Annotated in this window: 15 protein-coding genes; 12 read left to right on the top strand and 3 right to left on the bottom strand. The window is 65.5% G+C overall.

Annotation, left to right across the window (positions count from 1 at the left end; all coding sequences use genetic code 11):
- Positions 1-181 precede the first annotated feature (181 nt).
- Complete coding sequence (locus BN972_RS13150) at positions 182-1,039, bottom strand: ribokinase (RefSeq protein WP_036358488.1); 858 nt, start codon at positions 1,037-1,039, stop codon at positions 182-184.
- A gap of 70 nt (positions 1,040-1,109) precedes the next feature.
- On the opposite strand from BN972_RS13150, the gene BN972_RS13155 reads away from it, so the two are divergent.
- The 7 genes from BN972_RS13155 (at position 1,110) to BN972_RS13185 (ending at position 9,839) form a co-directional block, all read left to right on the top strand.
- Positions 1,110-1,871 carry a hypothetical protein gene (locus tag BN972_RS13155; protein ID WP_036358491.1) on the top strand — a complete coding sequence of 254 codons (762 nt, stop codon included), beginning with the start codon at positions 1,110-1,112 and terminating at the stop codon, positions 1,869-1,871.
- A 138-nt stretch (positions 1,872-2,009) separates the two neighbouring features.
- A complete protein-coding gene (locus BN972_RS13160; protein ID WP_036358493.1) occupies positions 2,010-4,190 on the top strand; it encodes an adenylate/guanylate cyclase domain-containing protein in 2,181 nt (726 codons plus the stop codon).
- On the top strand, positions 4,190-5,593 hold the full coding sequence (locus BN972_RS13165; RefSeq protein WP_036358497.1) for a mechanosensitive ion channel domain-containing protein: 1,404 nt from the start codon (positions 4,190-4,192) through the stop codon (positions 5,591-5,593). Before BN972_RS13160 ends, BN972_RS13165 begins: the two co-directional genes overlap by 1 nt.
- A gap of 110 nt (positions 5,594-5,703) precedes the next feature.
- Positions 5,704-6,216 carry a hypothetical protein gene (locus BN972_RS27735; protein ID WP_051545430.1) on the top strand — a complete coding sequence of 171 codons (513 nt, stop codon included), beginning with the start codon at positions 5,704-5,706 and terminating at the stop codon, positions 6,214-6,216.
- A gap of 43 nt (positions 6,217-6,259) precedes the next feature.
- On the top strand, positions 6,260-7,507 hold the full coding sequence (locus BN972_RS13175) for a glutamate-5-semialdehyde dehydrogenase (RefSeq protein WP_036358500.1): 1,248 nt from the start codon (positions 6,260-6,262) through the stop codon (positions 7,505-7,507).
- 14 nt (positions 7,508-7,521) lie between these two features.
- Entirely contained in the window at positions 7,522-8,397 is an 876-nt protein-coding gene (locus tag BN972_RS13180; protein ID WP_036358503.1) for an AAA family ATPase, read from the top strand.
- A complete protein-coding gene (locus BN972_RS13185; RefSeq protein WP_036358506.1) occupies positions 8,397-9,839 on the top strand; it encodes a vWA domain-containing protein in 1,443 nt (480 codons plus the stop codon). Before BN972_RS13180 ends, BN972_RS13185 begins: the two co-directional genes overlap by 1 nt.
- Before the next feature lie 85 nt (positions 9,840-9,924).
- Here the strand turns inward: BN972_RS13185 and BN972_RS13190 are convergent, their stop codons facing one another.
- Positions 9,925-10,917: a class I SAM-dependent methyltransferase gene (locus BN972_RS13190; RefSeq protein ID WP_099051127.1), complete on the bottom strand. Its 993-nt coding sequence runs from the start codon at positions 10,915-10,917 to the stop codon at positions 9,925-9,927.
- A 213-nt stretch (positions 10,918-11,130) separates the two neighbouring features.
- Here BN972_RS13190 and nadD point away from each other — a divergent pair, with 213 nt between their 5' ends.
- Genes nadD through BN972_RS13215 form a run of 5 tightly spaced genes read left to right on the top strand, consistent with a single transcriptional unit; the run spans position 11,131 to position 14,413 of the window.
- Entirely contained in the window at positions 11,131-11,793 is a 663-nt protein-coding gene (nadD, locus tag BN972_RS13195; RefSeq protein ID WP_080696834.1) for a nicotinate-nucleotide adenylyltransferase, read from the top strand.
- Positions 11,790-12,173, top strand: a complete 384-nt coding sequence (rsfS, locus tag BN972_RS13200) for a ribosome silencing factor (RefSeq protein WP_036358515.1) — start codon at positions 11,790-11,792, stop codon at positions 12,171-12,173. The genes nadD and rsfS overlap by 4 nt, the downstream gene beginning before the upstream one ends.
- Positions 12,170-12,841 carry a glucosyl-3-phosphoglycerate phosphatase gene (gene gpgP, locus BN972_RS13205; RefSeq protein WP_036358518.1) on the top strand — a complete coding sequence of 224 codons (672 nt, stop codon included), beginning with the start codon at positions 12,170-12,172 and terminating at the stop codon, positions 12,839-12,841. The genes rsfS and gpgP overlap by 4 nt, the downstream gene beginning before the upstream one ends.
- On the top strand, positions 12,831-13,586 hold the full coding sequence (gene octT / locus BN972_RS13210) for a diglucosylglycerate octanoyltransferase (RefSeq protein WP_036358520.1): 756 nt from the start codon (positions 12,831-12,833) through the stop codon (positions 13,584-13,586). The genes gpgP and octT overlap by 11 nt, the downstream gene beginning before the upstream one ends.
- Positions 13,583-14,413, top strand: a complete 831-nt coding sequence (locus tag BN972_RS13215; protein ID WP_036358523.1) for a DegV family protein — start codon at positions 13,583-13,585, stop codon at positions 14,411-14,413. The genes octT and BN972_RS13215 overlap by 4 nt, the downstream gene beginning before the upstream one ends.
- 11 nt (positions 14,414-14,424) lie before the next feature.
- On the opposite strand, the gene BN972_RS30830 is transcribed toward BN972_RS13215, so the two are convergent.
- On the bottom strand, positions 14,425-15,951 hold the full coding sequence (locus BN972_RS30830) for a PecA family PE domain-processing aspartic protease (RefSeq protein WP_036358526.1): 1,527 nt from the start codon (positions 15,949-15,951) through the stop codon (positions 14,425-14,427).
- Positions 15,952-15,982: the final 31 nt, after the last annotated feature.

Consider the following 15,982-nt stretch of genomic DNA (forward strand, 5'->3'; position numbering starts at 1 on the left):
GCATTCGTCAACACCTCAAAGGACAACCCACACACCCGATCCACCTCGGCATCGAGCGCATCGAAGACCCCCACGATCTCCTCACGCGAACTCGAAACCATAGCCACATGCTATGCGGAGGCACTGACAAGTTCGTCTTCACCAGAACCCTGAAAGGCAATCAGTACAACATATTTCGCTACTAAAGTGTCGCTTCGATCGTCGCGGCGTCTGGTGCGCAATCTCCCGCTCCCCGGACCAGCGTCGCCAATGCGCCCGCCGCGCAGGCTCGCCGCAACGCCAAGCGACGTTGCTCAGAAGAATCCGGGTCACCCGGCCAATTCGCCGCCAGCACACCGGCGAACACGTCACCGGCGCCGGTCGTATCGACCGCTGCTACGGCAGGAGCGGGCACCTCGAACTCGCCGTCGGCGCCGATGTACCGGGCCCCACGCGCACCCAGGGTGACCACTAGATGAGCTGCCTGCCAGTGCCATTCGTTCGCTTCGTGTTCGTTGGCGACCACCACGTCGGTGACGCCAGCCAGTTCGGCCAGCGGCTCGGCATCCGACCCGGCGGGCGAGGCATTGACCATTACAACCGCCCCGGCCCGCTTCGCCTGCCGCGCTGCCGCCAATGCTGTCGTCACCGGAATCTCCAACTGGGTCAACAACACATCGCACGCATCGAACAGCTCCGGTGTCAGCGTCAGGTGCCGATTGGCGCCGGGGGCCACCACGATCGTGTTCTCTGCACCGGCATCGACCACGATGACTGCCGTTCCGCTCGGGCCGGGTTGTCGCACGATCCCGTCCAGACCGACACCCGCGGACCGCAGATGCGCCAACAGTTGGTCAGCGGCCGCGTCCTCACCCACCGCACCGACGAATTGCACCTGCGCGCCCGCGCGTGCCGCAGCCACCGCCTGATTCGCGCCCTTGCCGCCGGGCGCATGCGTCAACGACGACGCCAGCACCGTCTCGCCCGGCCGGGGCAATCTGGCGACGTCCAGGGTCAGGTCGAGGTTCACGCTGCCGACCACGACAACCCGCGCTGACATGTCGTCGAGGGTAGAAGCATTTCCCCGAACTTGGGCACGGTAGGCGACAGCCCGTGGTTACCTTGCGGCCATGGACATGTTGATCACGTTCGTCAGCTGGGGAGTGCCCGCTGCCGTCGTGGTCGTCATCGCTGTGAGCCTCTACCGCATCAGGAAACCGAAGTTCGCCGGTCCGCCGCTGACTGGTATCGCCCACGTTCGATCGTTGGAGTCGACGGGCACGGTGATTGACTGCAGGTACGTCTGCAAGATCGGGCTGACTGTTGAACTGCCCGGACGTGAACCCTACGAAGTCACCGTTCGGCAAGCGGTGCACCCCATCTCGTTGGCTTCGGTGCAGCCCGGTTTGATCGTGCGCGTGCAGGTTGACTCAGCGAACCCGCAGAAGGTTCGAATCGAATCCGGCCCGCCGATGCACCCGACATCGGCCGGATCGCAACCGCCGCCGAGTGCCGCGGCAATCGCGGCGGCGTACAACCAGCTCAAGCAACGGCATGGAAGCAACTCGGGGCGGTGGGCGTCGGCGGCGGAATTGCTCGCCACCGGGCAACGGGTCACCGGGGTGTTGAAGTCCTTCGCGGCCACGGGAAACACATTGCGGACCCTGGGCCGGGCCGCGACCGCGATGCCCGAACTTCTCGATGCCCCGCAGTATGTCATCGAGATGGAGCTGCGGTTTCCCAACCTGACACCCGTGGTCGCCCGAAGCGTCCAGTCGGTACCGCCCGAGCACGTGCCGCAACTCGCCGTCGGCGTCGAACTCCCATGCGCGGTAGACCCTGCCGACCCTGCGCACCGGTTCGTCGTCGACTGGGAGTGCGCCGTCCAATGAGCACCGCAGCATCACTCTTTGGTGAAAGCCAGGACACGGCCCGGCGTCACTTTTCACCGAAGACCGATATCCGCCGAGCCGCAAGCTAATCTGCACCGTGACCGGGACCCGTAACAGCCGGTAGCAGAAGGAAGCCGATTGACGTCGGGTGAGCCAACAGAGCCGACACCGGAGAGCGCCAGCGCTCCGGCCAAGAGGCGTTTCCGGCCGCGCCTGCCGGGGATTAGGTTCCGGGTCAGCATTCAATCCAAAATCCTGATCGCCCTGCTGCTGTCGAGCATTCTGTCGGTGGCGGTGATCGGCGTCCTGGCCGGCATCTCCGGGCGGAGTGCCTTGCGTGAAGTCGAGTCCGAGCGGCTGATCGAACTGCGCGAGTCCCAGAAGCGGCAGATCGAGGCGCTGTTCACCGAAGTCACGAATTCCCTGGATGTCTACAGCAGCGGGTTCAGTGTCGACCAGGCGGTGGTTGCGATGTCCGCTGGATTCGATCAATTGGCCAACGCCACTATCAGTGGCCCCCAGCAGCAGGCGATCGTCAACTACTACGAGAATCGCATGATCAAGCCCATGCAACGGCTGACCGGCGAAGACATCGACCTCAACGCGGTGCTACCGAAGGCCAACGCGCAGCGTTACCTCCAAGCCAATTACACGGCCACGTCAAAGCCGGACTCGGCTCCGGCTTTGGACGCGGGTGATGGCAGCGCATGGTCGGCGGCCAATGCCCGCTACGACTTCTACATGCGCGACATCGTCAAGCGTTTCGACTATCAGGACGCGCTGCTGTTCGACATGGACGGCAACGTGGTGTATTCGGTCCGCAAGGGCCCGGACCTCGGGACAAACATTCTCACCGGGCCATACCGCGAGTCGAATCTGCGCGATGCGTATCAAAAAGCGCTGCGCGCCAACGATATCGAGTTCGTTTGGATCACCGATTTTCAGCCCTATCAGCCGGCGCTGGGCGCGCCGACGGCGTGGGTGGTATCGCCAGTGGGAATCGATGGCAAGACCGACGGCGTCATGGCCCTGCCGGTGCCGATCGCCAAGATCAACCAGATCATGACTGCCAACAAGGACTGGGATGCCGCGGGTATGGGAGCGGCGACCGAGACATACCTGGCGGGTCCCGACAGCTTGATGCGCTCGGACTCAAGACTTTTCCTGCAAGACCCCCAGGAATACCGGCGCGAAGTGATCGCGGCCGGGACCTCATCGGAGGTCGCCGATCGGGCGATTCGGCTGGGTGGCACCACGCTGGTGCAGCCGATCCACAGTGCCGGACTCAAAGACGCCCTACGCGGTGAGACCGGGGTAACGGTCGGCACGGATTACACCGGCAACAGAGAACTCGAGGCCTATGCCCCGCTGGACATCCCGAATTCCGATCTGCACTGGGCGATTTTGGCCACTCGGGACGACTCCGACGCATTCGCCCGGCTCGCCAGATTCAGCAAGTCGCTTGCGGTGGCGGTCGCGGCCATGATCTTCGCGATCAGCGTGGCTTCCATGCTGATCGCGCAGGCCGCGGTACGCCCCGTACGTCGCCTGGAGGAGGGGACGCAACGGATCAGCTCGGGTGACTACGAGGTCAACATTCCGATCACGTCGCGCGACGAGATCGGCGACCTCACCGGAGCCTTCAACGAGATGAGCCGTAACCTTGCGATCAAGGAAGAGCTGCTCAACGAGCAACGGCGAGAGAACGATCGGCTGCTGCTCTCGTTGATGCCCGAGTCGGTGGTGCAGCGGTATCGCCAGGGCGACAGCACCATCGCGCAGACGCACCAGGACGTCGCAATCATCTTCGCCGACATCGTCGGAGTCGACGAGATCTCCACCGAGGTCCCCGAACACGAACTGGTCGGAATAGTCGACGATCTCTTCGGCCAGTTCGACTCGGCCGCCGAATCCCTTGGCGTCGAACGGATCCGCACCTTCCACAACGGGTATCTGGCCAGCTGCGGCGTCATCACGCCACGACTCGACAGCCTGCATCGCAGCATCGAGTTCGCGCTCGAGATGCGGCGGATCATCGAGCGATTCAACAACCAGAGTCGCCACGATCTTGGGTTGCGGGTCGGCATCAACACCGGAAACGTCGTCAGCGGACTGGTCGGCCAGTCCGGTCTCGTTTACGACATGTGGGGTACCGCGGTCAGCCTGGCCTACCAAATGCACAGTGGCGCACCGCAGCCGGGCATTTACGTGGCATCCCAGGTGTATGAGGCGATGCGCGATTCTCGCCAATTCACCCCGGCGGGCACGATTTCGGTGGGTGGCACCGAGCAGACGATCTACCGGTTGTCGGAGCGCTGATGAATCCGTTGCATTCCTCCTGGTTCTACTGGACGATCGCGGTTGCGGTCGGGTTCCCGGCCGGACTGATCCTGCTCACCGAACTGCACCACACGCTGGTCAGAAGGCGCAGCCGACTGGCCCGACAGGTCGGCATGGTGCGCAACTGGCTGTTACCGCTCGGGGCCTTGCTGCTGTTGCTGGTGAAGGCGTCACAGATCTCGGCGGGCGATGTCCCGGTGCGACTCCTGACCACGGTATTCGGCTTCCTGGTCCTGGTGCTGCTGCTGTCCGGCCTCAACGCCACGGTGTTTGAAGGCGCACCCGAAGAGAGTTGGCGCAAGCGGGTTCCCGCGATCTTCCTGGATGTCGGCCGCTTCGCGTTGATCGGGCTGGGCCTGGCGGTGATCCTGTCCTACATCTGGGGTGTGCGTGTTGCCGGTGTGTTCACCGCACTTGGGATCACCTCGGTGGTCATCGGCCTGATGCTGCAGAACTCGGTCGGCCAGATTGTTTCCGGGCTGTTCATGCTCTTCGAGCAGCCCTTCCGGATCAATGATTGGCTCGACACGCAGAATGCTCGGGGACGGGTCGTCGAGGTGAACTGGCGGGCCGTGCACATTCAGACCGGAAGCGGCATGCGGATCATGCCGAATTCGATGCTGGCCACCACCGCGTTCACCAATCTCAGCCGGCCCGCCGGTCCGCACAAGGTTTCCATCACCACCACGTTTGCCACCGCGGACCCGCCCGACAAGGTGTGCGCGATGTTGTCGTTCGTGGCCAGTGGGCTGCCGCTGATCCAGCCCGGCACGGTACCCACCTCGGTGGCGCTGGGTGGCGGCGAGTACCGCACCACGATCAGGGTCGGTTCGCCGTCGGACGCAGGAGCCACCGAAGCGACGTTCCTGCGCTGGATCTGGTACGCCGCGCGCCGGCAGGAACTGCATTTGGACGGCGCGGATGACGACTTCTCCACGCCCGAACGGGTCCGGCAGGCATTGCGCACCGTGGTCGCGACCGAGCTTCGCCTCACCCTGGCCGATCAGCAGTTCCTCGCCCCTTACGCACGGATCGTCAGGTACGGCGCCGACGAGAAGGTGCAGTATGCGGGAGCGATCCCCACGGTCATGACGTTCCTCGTCGCCGGGAGCGTGCGGTTGACCGTGACCGACGAGGAGGGTGTCGAAGTACCCGTGACCACGCTCGACGAGGGGTCCTTCATCGGTATCACCGCGCTCACGCGGCAACGCAACGTCGCCGCCGCCTACGCGCTGGAAGAGGTCACCGCATTGGAGATCGACCGCGAACACATCGAAAAGATCGTGATGGACAAGCCGCTGCTGCTGCAGGACCTGGGCCGGCTGATCGAGGAGCGGCAGCGCAAGGCAAAGCGCGTGACCCAACGCCAGCCGGTGGCCTGAACGCCGTCAATCGGATTTTCTGAACAATCCGCCCCGCTGCACCGTAAGTTCACGCTACCGTTTGCCGCACCCATCAGCGTTCGAGACTTTGAGGCGGAAGGTTGTTTGCCATGTCGCGTTTGAAGACCGCAGCCGAGTTGCTCTGCGCTGCCGTTGTCCTCGTCCCGCCAGTGGGCCTCGCGCCGACCGCCTCGGCGGATCCGAGCAAACTGATGGGAATGCTGCCCGAGGGTTTCTCGTCCAGCAACTGTCAGGTCAAACCGGCGAAGGCGCCCGCAATCGAAAAGGTCACCTGCGACCAGAACACCGTGGCCGGCGGGCCCAGCGAGGCGGCTTTCGGGCTGTTCGGGAATGTCGACGACATGCAGACGGGCTTCAAACAGGTCGGCGGCGACAAGATGGACATCCAGTCGTCCTGCCCGGGCAACCAGGTGTCGCCGGGACCCTGGACGTACGGCAGCAGCGGCAAGACCGGCGGGCAGGTGGAATGTGCCACCATGACCCTGAATTCGACGACGCACCCGATCGTGGTGTGGAGCGACGAATCCAAACTCAGGGTCGCCATGATCGTCGGCACCGACATGGGCAGCCTTTATCAGTGGTGGAGGACGAAGTCCGGCTGACCCACGCTGAGTGAACAGGCCTGCATGCCGATACCCTGGATTAATGAGTTTGCACGCACCGGCGCTTCCCGATCTGCGCAAAGAGGTGCATGACGCCGCCCGCCGTGCCCGGGTGGCGGCCCGCATCCTGGCCTCGGTGCCGACGGCGGCCAAAGACCGCGCGCTGCACGCCGCCGCCGACGCGATCCTGGCCAACGTCGACGCGATCCTGGCCGCCAACGCAGAGGATCTGAACGCCGCGCGCGAAGCCAACACCCCCAACGCGATGCTCGACCGGCTGGCACTGAACCCGCAGCGGGTCGACGGCATCGCCGCGGGGCTGCGGCAGGTCGCCGGGCTGCCCGATCCGGTCGGCCAGGTGCTGCGCGGATCCACCCTGCCGAATGGGCTGCAACTGCGTCAGCAGCGAGTTCCGCTCGGCGTGGTCGGAATGATCTACGAGGGCCGCCCGAACGTCACTGTCGATGCCTTCGGCCTGACGCTGAAATCCGGCAACGCGGCCCTGCTGCGCGGCAGCTCCTCGGCGGCGCGGTCCAACGAGGCGTTGGTCAAGGTCCTGCGGGAGGCCCTGACCGATCAGGATCTGCCGGCCGACGCGGTCCAACTGCTCTCGTCCTCCGACCGCGCCACGGTCACCCACCTGATCCAGGCTCGCGGCCTGGTCGATGTCGCGATTCCCCGCGGCGGCGCGGGACTCATCGAGGCGGTGGTGCGGGACGCGCAGATTCCGACCATCGAGACCGGCGTCGGCAACTGCCATGTGTACGTCCATGAAGCCGCCGACCTGGATGTCGCCGAGCGGATCCTGCTCAACTCCAAGACGCGTCGCCCGAGCGTGTGCAACGCCGCCGAAACCCTCTTGGTCGATGCCGCGATCGCGGACGAGGCGATGCCCCGGCTGCTGGGCGCGCTGCAAGGCGCCGGCGTCGCCGTGCACACCGATGCGGGTGAGGACGACCTGCGCCGCGAGTACCTGGCGATGGACATCGCGGTTGCGGTGGTTGACGGCGTGGACGCCGCCATTGCCCACATCAACGAATACGGCACCGGACACACCGAAGCCATCGTGACGACGAATCTTGCTGCGGCGCAGCGGTTTACTGAACAGGTCGATGCGGCCGCGGTGATGGTCAACGCTTCCACCGCCTTCACCGACGGCGAGCAGTTCGGGTTCGGCGCCGAGATCGGCATCTCCACTCAGAAGCTGCACGCCCGCGGCCCGATGGGGCTGCCGGAATTGACCTCGACCAAATGGATCGTGTGGGGCTCCGGCCAAACCCGTCCGGCCTAAACCTAGGAGACTCAATGAGCGTGCCCGCACGGCCTGTGCCGTTGTTCGCCGATATCGCCGACGTTTCGCGACGGCTCGCCGAGACCGGCTACCTTCCCGACACCGCCACCGCGACAGCCGTTTTCCTGGCTGACCGGCTCGGCAAACCGTTGTTGGTGGAAGGCCCGGCCGGGGTCGGCAAGACCGAACTGGCCCGCGCCGTCGCCCAAGCCACCGGATCGGGACTGGTCCGGCTGCAGTGCTACGAGGGCGTCGACGAGGCCCGCGCCCTGTATGAGTGGAATCACGCCAAGCAGATCCTGCGTATCCAGGCCGGTTCGGGTGACTGGGAGGCCACCAAGGACGACGTTTTCAGCGAGGAGTTCCTGCTGCAGCGTCCGCTGCTGACCGCGATCCGCCGCACCGAACCGACCGTCCTGCTGATCGACGAGACGGACAAGGCCGACATCGAAATCGAAGGCCTGCTGTTGGAGGTCCTTTCCGACTTCGCCGTGACCGTCCCGGAACTGGGCACCATCACGGCCACCCGCACGCCGTTGGTGGTGCTGACCTCCAATGCCACCCGCGAGCTGTCCGAGGCGCTCAAGCGCCGCTGCCTGTTCCTGCACATCGACTTCCCGACTCCCGAGCTGGAAAGGCGCATCCTGTTGTCCCGGGTGCCCGAGCTGCCCCAGCACCTCGCCGAGGAACTGGTGCGGATCATTGGGGTGCTGCGCGGCATGCAGCTCAAGAAGGTGCCGTCGATCGCCGAGACCATCGACTGGGGACGCACGCTGCTCGCGCTGGGGCTGGACACCATCGACGACGCCGTCGTCGCCGCCACCTTGGGTGTGGTGCTCAAACACCAGTCCGATCAGCAGCGCGCGGCCGGTGAGTTAAGGCTGAACTGATGGCCACCCGGCGTATCCGCCCGTCCCGGCCGCTCGCCCCGCATGGGCTGCCCGGTCATCTGGTCGGTTTCGTGGAAGCCCTTCGTGCCAGCGGCATTTCGGTGGGGCCGTCGGAGACGGTGGACGCCGGCCGGGTGATGGCCACGCTGGGTCTGGGCGACCGCGAGGTGTTGCGGGAGGGCATCGCGTGTGCGGTGCTGCGCCGGCCGGATCACCGGGACACCTACGACGCGATGTTCGACCTGTGGTTCCCCGCCGCGCTGGGCGCCCGCGCAGTGGTGACCGACGACGATGCGGCCGGTGACCCCGACGGCCTGCCGCCCGACGACGTCGAGGCGATGCGGCAGATGCTGCTGGATCTGCTGAACGAGAACCCCGAACTGGCCGACATGGACGAGCGGCTAGTGCGGATGATCGCCCGGATTGTTGAGGCCTACGGAAAATACAACTCCAGCCGGGGCCCGTCCTTCTCGTCTTATCAAGCGCTCAAGGCCATGGCGCTGGACGAATTGGAGGGCAAGCTGCTGGCGGGCCTGCTCGCACCCTACGGTGACGAACCCTCGCCCAGCCAGGAGCAGATCGCCAAGGCGCTTGCCGCGCAGAAGATCTCGCAGCTGCGCAGGATGGTCGATGCGGAGACGAAGCGGCGCACCGCCGAACAGTTGGGTCGCGACCACGTTCAGATGTACGGCATTCCCCAACTCTCGGAGAACGTCGAATTCCTGCGCGCGTCCGGTGACCAGTTGCGGCAGATGCGCCGGGTGGTTGCCCCGCTGGCGCGCACTCTGGCCACTCGGCTCGCTGCCCGGCGCCGTCGTTCCCGCGCGGGCACGATCGACCTGCGCAAGACGCTGCGCAAATCGATGTCCACCGGTGGCGTGCCGATCGACGTGGTTCTGAAGAAACCGCGCCCGGCGCGTCCGGAGTTGGTGGTGCTGTGCGATGTCTCGGGTTCGGTCGCCGGGTTCAGCCACTTCACCCTGTTGCTGGTACACGCACTGCGCCAACAGTTTTCGCGGGTGCGGGTGTTCGCGTTCATCGACACCACCGACGAGGTGACTCACATGTTCGGCCCGGAGGCCGACCTGGCCGTCGCGATCCAGCGGATCACCCGGGAGGCGGGCGTGTTCGCCCGGGACGGACACTCCGACTATGGCAACGCGTTCGTCTCGTTCGTGCAGGCCAACCCCAACGTGCTGTCGCCGCGCAGTTCACTGCTGGTACTCGGCGACGGGCGCACCAACTACCGCAACCCGGCCGTCGATGTGCTGGCCGACATGGTGACGGCCGCCCGGCACGCGCACTGGCTCAACCCCGAGCCCAAACACCTTTGGGGTAGCGGGGATTCGGCGGTGCCGCGCTACGAAGAGGTCATCACGATGCACGAATGCCGGTCGGCCAAGCAGCTGGCGGCGGTGATCGACCAGCTACTGCCGGTCTGACCGCGCGCCGAGCGTCACGCGAGTGTGGCGTTCGACGCCCAGCGCCACGCCAGCGTGACGCTCGCCGCTGGGGCAAGCGCGCCAGTCAGCGGGTCTTGCGGAACACCAGCCAAGACATCTCGATCGGGCTGTCCTCACGTCCCACCGGGAAGATGTCGAGCCCGCTGACCCAGTCGGCGTACCAGCTGGTGGGCGGCCAAGCGCCGGGCGGAAGGTGCGCTTTCTCATACTCGTACACCGAGTCCTCGCCTACCAGCTCGAGCGGCAACCCGGCCACCGCGCTGGATAGTTCCGCTCTGGTGAACATGCTGGTGTACGCCTGCTGACCGAATTCGCGTGCCACGGCGTCAAGTTCGTAACCGTGGCGGGGTAGGAACGCATTGAACACCAACCGGCCGCCCGAGCCCAGGCAGTGCGCTGCGAGTTCGAACAGGCCACGCAACTGCTCGGTGGTGCGGAAATCGGACACCACCTCAGACAGCAAGATCAGTTGATAATCCTGTCGCAGATCTTCTGTCGTCTCGAAGACGTTGCGCACGATCACTCGCAGATCCAGCGCATCCCGCTGGGCCTCGGCCCGGATGATCTCGGCGAATTTCGGAGTCATCTCCACCACGTCAACGGGATGGCCGCGCCTTGCCAGCGGAAGGGCGTTGCGTCCGGTGCCCGCACCGATATCGAGCACCGGATGCGCGCTGGGGTCCGCGGCTTCGTTGGCCAGGGCCCACACCCTCGCGTCGGGTTCGGTGCCGAAAAGCGGCGGCTCGCGGGTGCTGACCCAGTTGTCATAGGCTTCGGCGACGCTGAACCAGCGTGCGCTCACTTGATAGTGCAAAGTTGGGCCGACCGGGGCGTTGTAGGAGATGACGATGTTGGATCGGTGGGAAATGGAATACGCCTCGGTCAACTGGGTCTGCAGCACGGTGCGCAGATGGGCGATTTCCTCGTCATTGAACTTCCTGCCCACGCCCGCGAAGATGCCACTGCACATCTCGACGTACTCGTCGAGCATGCTTGGGACGGCGGGCAGCGAAATCTCCCCGGTGACCACCGAGCGGGTGTACAGGCGCCGGGTCATGGCGTCTTTCCACGCTTTGGCCTGATCTACCGAGCTCAACGGCGCATCTTCCACAGATCTTCTTCTACACGATCTGTTGGGTTGCCGCCGAGCATTGCGCCAGGATGACGGATGCACGTCGATACTGTGACCAGCAGGAAGCCGTTGCCGCGAAACTGTGTGCATTCCTCGAGCTGTAATGCCTGATCGCAGCCTCCAGTAAGCTGGCAAACCATGCAAAAGCAGCGCCGGTTGGGAGTTATGGGTGGGACGTTCGATCCCATCCATTACGGCCATCTGGTCGCTGCCAGCGAGGTGGCTGACAAGTTCAAGCTCGACGAAGTCGTTTTCGTGCCCAGCGGCCAACCCTGGCAGAAGGATCGCCAGGTCTCGGCCGCCGAGGACCGTTACCTGATGACGGTGATCGCCACCGCCTCCAACCCGCGCTTCTCGGTGAGCAGGGTCGACATCGACCGCGGCGGTCCTACCTATACCAAGGACACGCTGCGCGACCTGCACACCCTCAACCCGGATGCCGAGCTGTACTTCATCACCGGTGCCGACGCGCTGGCCTCCATCCTGTCCTGGCAGGGCTGGGAGGAACTCTTCGGCCTGGCCCGCTTCATCGGTGTCAGCCGTCCGGGCTACGAGCTGCGCAACGACCACATCATCGAGGCCATCGGTGAACTCGCCGAGGGCACCCTGACGCTGTACGAAATCCCCGCGTTGGCCATCTCGTCGACCGACTGCCGGCGGCGGGCGCACGAGCGTCGACCGCTGTGGTACCTGATGCCCGACGGCGTCGTGCAGTACGTCTCCAAGCGACGTCTCTACCGGACTCCCGAGAGGAGCGAGAATCCGGCCGCCCCCAGCCTGGCCGCCGGCAACAGCACATGAGCGCAAATCAGGAAGCGATCGACATGGCCACGGTGGCCGCCACCGCGGCGGCCTCGAAATTGGCCGATGATGTTCTCGTCATCGACGTCTCTGGCCAACTGGTCATCACCGACTGCTTCGTCATCGCCTCGGCGTCCAACGAACGGCAGGTCAATGCGATCGTCGACGAGGTCGAGGAAAAGATGCGCCAGGCGGGCTACAAACCGGCCCGACGCGAGGGGGCCCGCGAGGGCCGTTGGACGCTGCTCGACTACCGCGACATCGTCGTGCACATCCAGCACCAGGATGACCGCAACTTCTACGCGCTGGACCGGCTGTGGAGCGACTGCCCGATAGTGCCAGTGGACCTGGGCGACGTACCCAAGGCGGCCCCGGAATGACGGTGCGCCGGTTGGTGATGTTGCGCCACGGCCAGACCGATTACAACCTCGGCAGCCGCATGCAGGGCCAACTCGACACGGACCTGAGCGAGCTGGGTCGCGCCCAGGCCGTCGCGGCGGCCGAGGTGCTGGGCAAGCTCCAGCCGCTGCTGATCCTGTCGTCTGATCTGCGGCGGGCCTATGACACGGCGGTCAAGCTCGGGGAGCGCACCGGTATGCAGGTCCGGGTGGATGCCCGGCTGCGGGAGACGCACCTTGGTGATTGGCAGGGCATGACCCATGCCCAGATTGATGCCGAAGCGCCGGGCGCCCGGCTGGCCTGGCGCGAGGATGCCACCTGGGCACCGCACGGTGGCGAGAGCAGGGTGGACGTGGCCGCGCGGAGTGTGCCGCTGGTGAGCGAGCTGGTTGCCGCGGCACCGGAGTGGGGCGGACCGGGCGAGCCGGAACGGCCGGTCGTGCTGGTCGCGCACGGCGGGCTGATCGCGGCGTTGTCCGCCGGCCTGTTGAGGTTGCCGGTGGGCAACTGGCCGATCCTGGGCGGATTGGGCAACGCCAGTTGGGTACAGCTTTCCGGCCATTCCGCCCTGGGCGCGGACTTCGACGCCATCCGGTGGCGTTTGGACGTGTGGAACGCGTCGGCGCAGGTGTCCAACGATGTCCTCTGAGCCCGGTCGCGAGGCACGGCCCGTACTACTGATCTTCGCCGACTCGCTGTCCTATTACGGGCCCACCGGGGGGCTGCCCGCCGACGATGCGCGGATCTGGCCGAATATTGTTGCCTCCCAATTGGACTGGGATGTCGAACTGATCGGGCGGATCGGCTGGACCTGCCGCGATGTGTGGTGGGCGGCAACCCAGGACCCTCGGGCCTGGGCGGCGCTGCCCAAGGCCGGTGCGGTGATCTTTGCGACCAGCGGAATGGATTCCCTGCCGTCGGTGTGGCCCACCGCGCTGCGCGAGCTGATCCGCTATGTCCGGCCGCCCTGGCTGCGGCGGTGGGTCCGGGACGGCTACGGTTGGCTGCAGCCGCGGTTTTCGCCGATCGCTCGGCCGGCGTTGCCGCCCCATCTGACCGCCGAATACCTCGAACAGACCCGTGCTGCAATCGATTTCAATCGGCCAGGCATCCCGATCGTGGCATCGCTGCCGTCGGTACACATCGCCGAGACGTACGGTAAGGCGCATCAGGGCCGCGCGGGCACCGTCGCGGCGATCACCGCATGGGCTCAAGCCCACAACGTTCCGCTGGTGGACCTCAAAGCCGCTGTCGGCGAGGAGATCATGAGCGGGCGAGGCAACCCTGACGGCATTCACTGGAACTTCGAGGCACACCAGGCGGTCGCGGAGCTGATGCTCAAGGCGCTGGCCGAAGCTTTGCAGTCCGGCACCACGCAGGAGCGGCGCCATTGACCGTCCAGGTGGTCACTGATAGCGCCTCGCGGCTGCCGGCCGAATTGCGGGACCGGTGGGGCATTCGCGAAGTGCCCCTGCACATCTTGCTCGATGATGCCGACCTACGCGACGGCGTCGATGACATCCCCGAGGACATCCACAAGCGCCATGCGACCACGGCGGCGGCCACCCCGGCCGATCTGAGCGCCGTTTACCAGCAGGCCCTGGCCGATAGCGACGGCGACGGCGTTGTGGCAGTACATATTTCGTCGGGCCTGTCTGGAACATACCGCCTGGCGGAACGCGTCGCCGGGGATTTCGGTGTTGCGGTACGGGTCGTCGATTCCAAATCGACGGCGATGGGCACCGGTTTCGCGGTGCTGACCGCCGCCGAGGCCGCGTCGGCCGGCGGCGACTTGGACGCCGTCACCAAGGCCGCGACCGCCGCTGTCGACCGCACGCACGCGTACATGGTCGTGCAACGGTTGGACAACCTGCGGCGCAGCGGACGGATTGGCGGGGCCAAGGCCTGGCTGGGTACCGCACTCGCCCTCAAACCACTGCTGCATATCGAAGACGGCAAACTCGTTCTGGCGCAACGAATAAGAACAGCCAAGGGAGCTGTCGCTGCGCTGATCGACCAGATCTGTGCGGTGGTGGGGGAGCGCTCCGCGGCGCTGGCCGTCCACCACGTCGGTAACCACGGCGGCGCACAGGAGTTGGCGGCGGAACTGGCCGAACGGTTGCCGGGCTGTGATCCCGCGATCGTGACGCCGTTGGGTCCGGTGCTCGCGGTGCACGTCGGTGCCGGCGCGCTGGCAGTGTGCCTGCAGCTCGCGGAATGACGTTTAGGAGCTCAGATCTGGCGGTCGAAGACCGTCGTACCTACCGCGTCGTTGTTCCAGATGTAAATGGGCAACTGTGAGAAGGGGTAGGACCCGGTGTTGAAGACGTAGAAGTTGTTGGCCGTCGGCGATGCAACGACGAATGGGGTGTGGTCCGCGGTGACTGTCTGGGTGTAGAGCGGCACGCCGTTGATCGTGGAGACGGTGATGACTGTTCCGGCGGGCAGGTGGTTGCCGATGGCCAGGCCCGGGACCAATGATTGCGGGATGGCTCCCAGCTCGCCCCCGGAATCGATGAATGCGCCTAGAGTTTGCGGCAATTCGTTGTTGATCTGCACTTGAACGACGGTTCTCGGGGCTCCGTCCATCTCGACAATGGGGGGGAGTGGATTGGGTCCGAATTCCAGCATGCCGCGAGGAAGGTTGATCAACACTCCCTCATTCATGTTGCCCGGCAACGCGGCGGTCACTGGGCTGCTGAACGGAAAATCGTTGTTGGGTCCCACGCCCAGATAGGCGGGCAGCAACGAAACGTCTATCACGTTGCCCGGGGTATTCAAATACGCCGAGGTGGCCACCCCGACGGTGGTTGGTGCCGTGACGATTCCATTACCGAAATCCACGGTCGTCAGGTAGGTCTTGTAGTTGACGAATAGGGTCCCGCCGTAACTCACACTTCCCGTCCCGGTGGGCGTACCGAGGGTCGCCAAGTTCACGTACTGCGGCGGTACCACCAAGCCGCTGGCGCCGGAGTCGACGGTGACGGGCGCACCCGGTCCACCACCAACCGAGATATTCAGAATCGGGCTGCCGTACTGGCCGGGATGGATCAATGTTTGATTCGGGCCCAGGGCCGTGCTGATCCCCGCGGTCCCGGGCAGTCCCAACAGGCCGCCGCGACCGCCTGCACCGCCGATGCCACCCGGACCGCTGGCCCCGCCGGTACCGCCGATGCCGATCAAACCCGCGGACCCGCCGGCGCCACCCGGCATGCCGCCGTAAAGATTACGACCGCCTGCGCCGCCGTTGCCCAGCAATACACCGCCCGCGCCGCCGGTGCCGCCGGCCACCCCGTAGCGAACGCTGACACCGCCGGTGCCACCGTTGCCAAATAGCCAGCCGCCGGCCCCACCGGGGGTTCCCACGCCCTGAGCCGTCGTGTATCCGTTGGCGCCGTCGCCGAACAGCGGGCGTCCGGTGAGCTGCAGGACGGGTTCGTTGACGAAGCGCGATGCGCCGGCAGCGAGCTGTTGAGCGACGGCGATTTCGGCGTTCGCATAGAGTTGTGCGGTCTCGAGCAGTCTGAGCACAACCTGCTCGTAGGACGTAGTGAACTGCCCGGCCGCCGCCTGATATTGCCGGCCGTGCTCGGCAAAGAACGCCGCCAGCTCGGCCGAGATTTCGTCGGCGCTGGCGGCTACCAGGCCGGTGGTGGGAACGGCTGCGGCCGCGTTGGCCGAGTACAGCGACGAGCCTATGCTTTCCAAAATCGTTGTCGCCGAGACAAATTGAGGAGGAGACACCACCAATTGCGACACGCCGGGCCCTCCTTCGCCGATCCCTGACGAA

This window comes from Mycobacterium asiaticum DSM 44297 (assembly GCF_000613245.1).
Taxonomy (GTDB): domain Bacteria; phylum Actinomycetota; class Actinomycetes; order Mycobacteriales; family Mycobacteriaceae; genus Mycobacterium; species Mycobacterium asiaticum.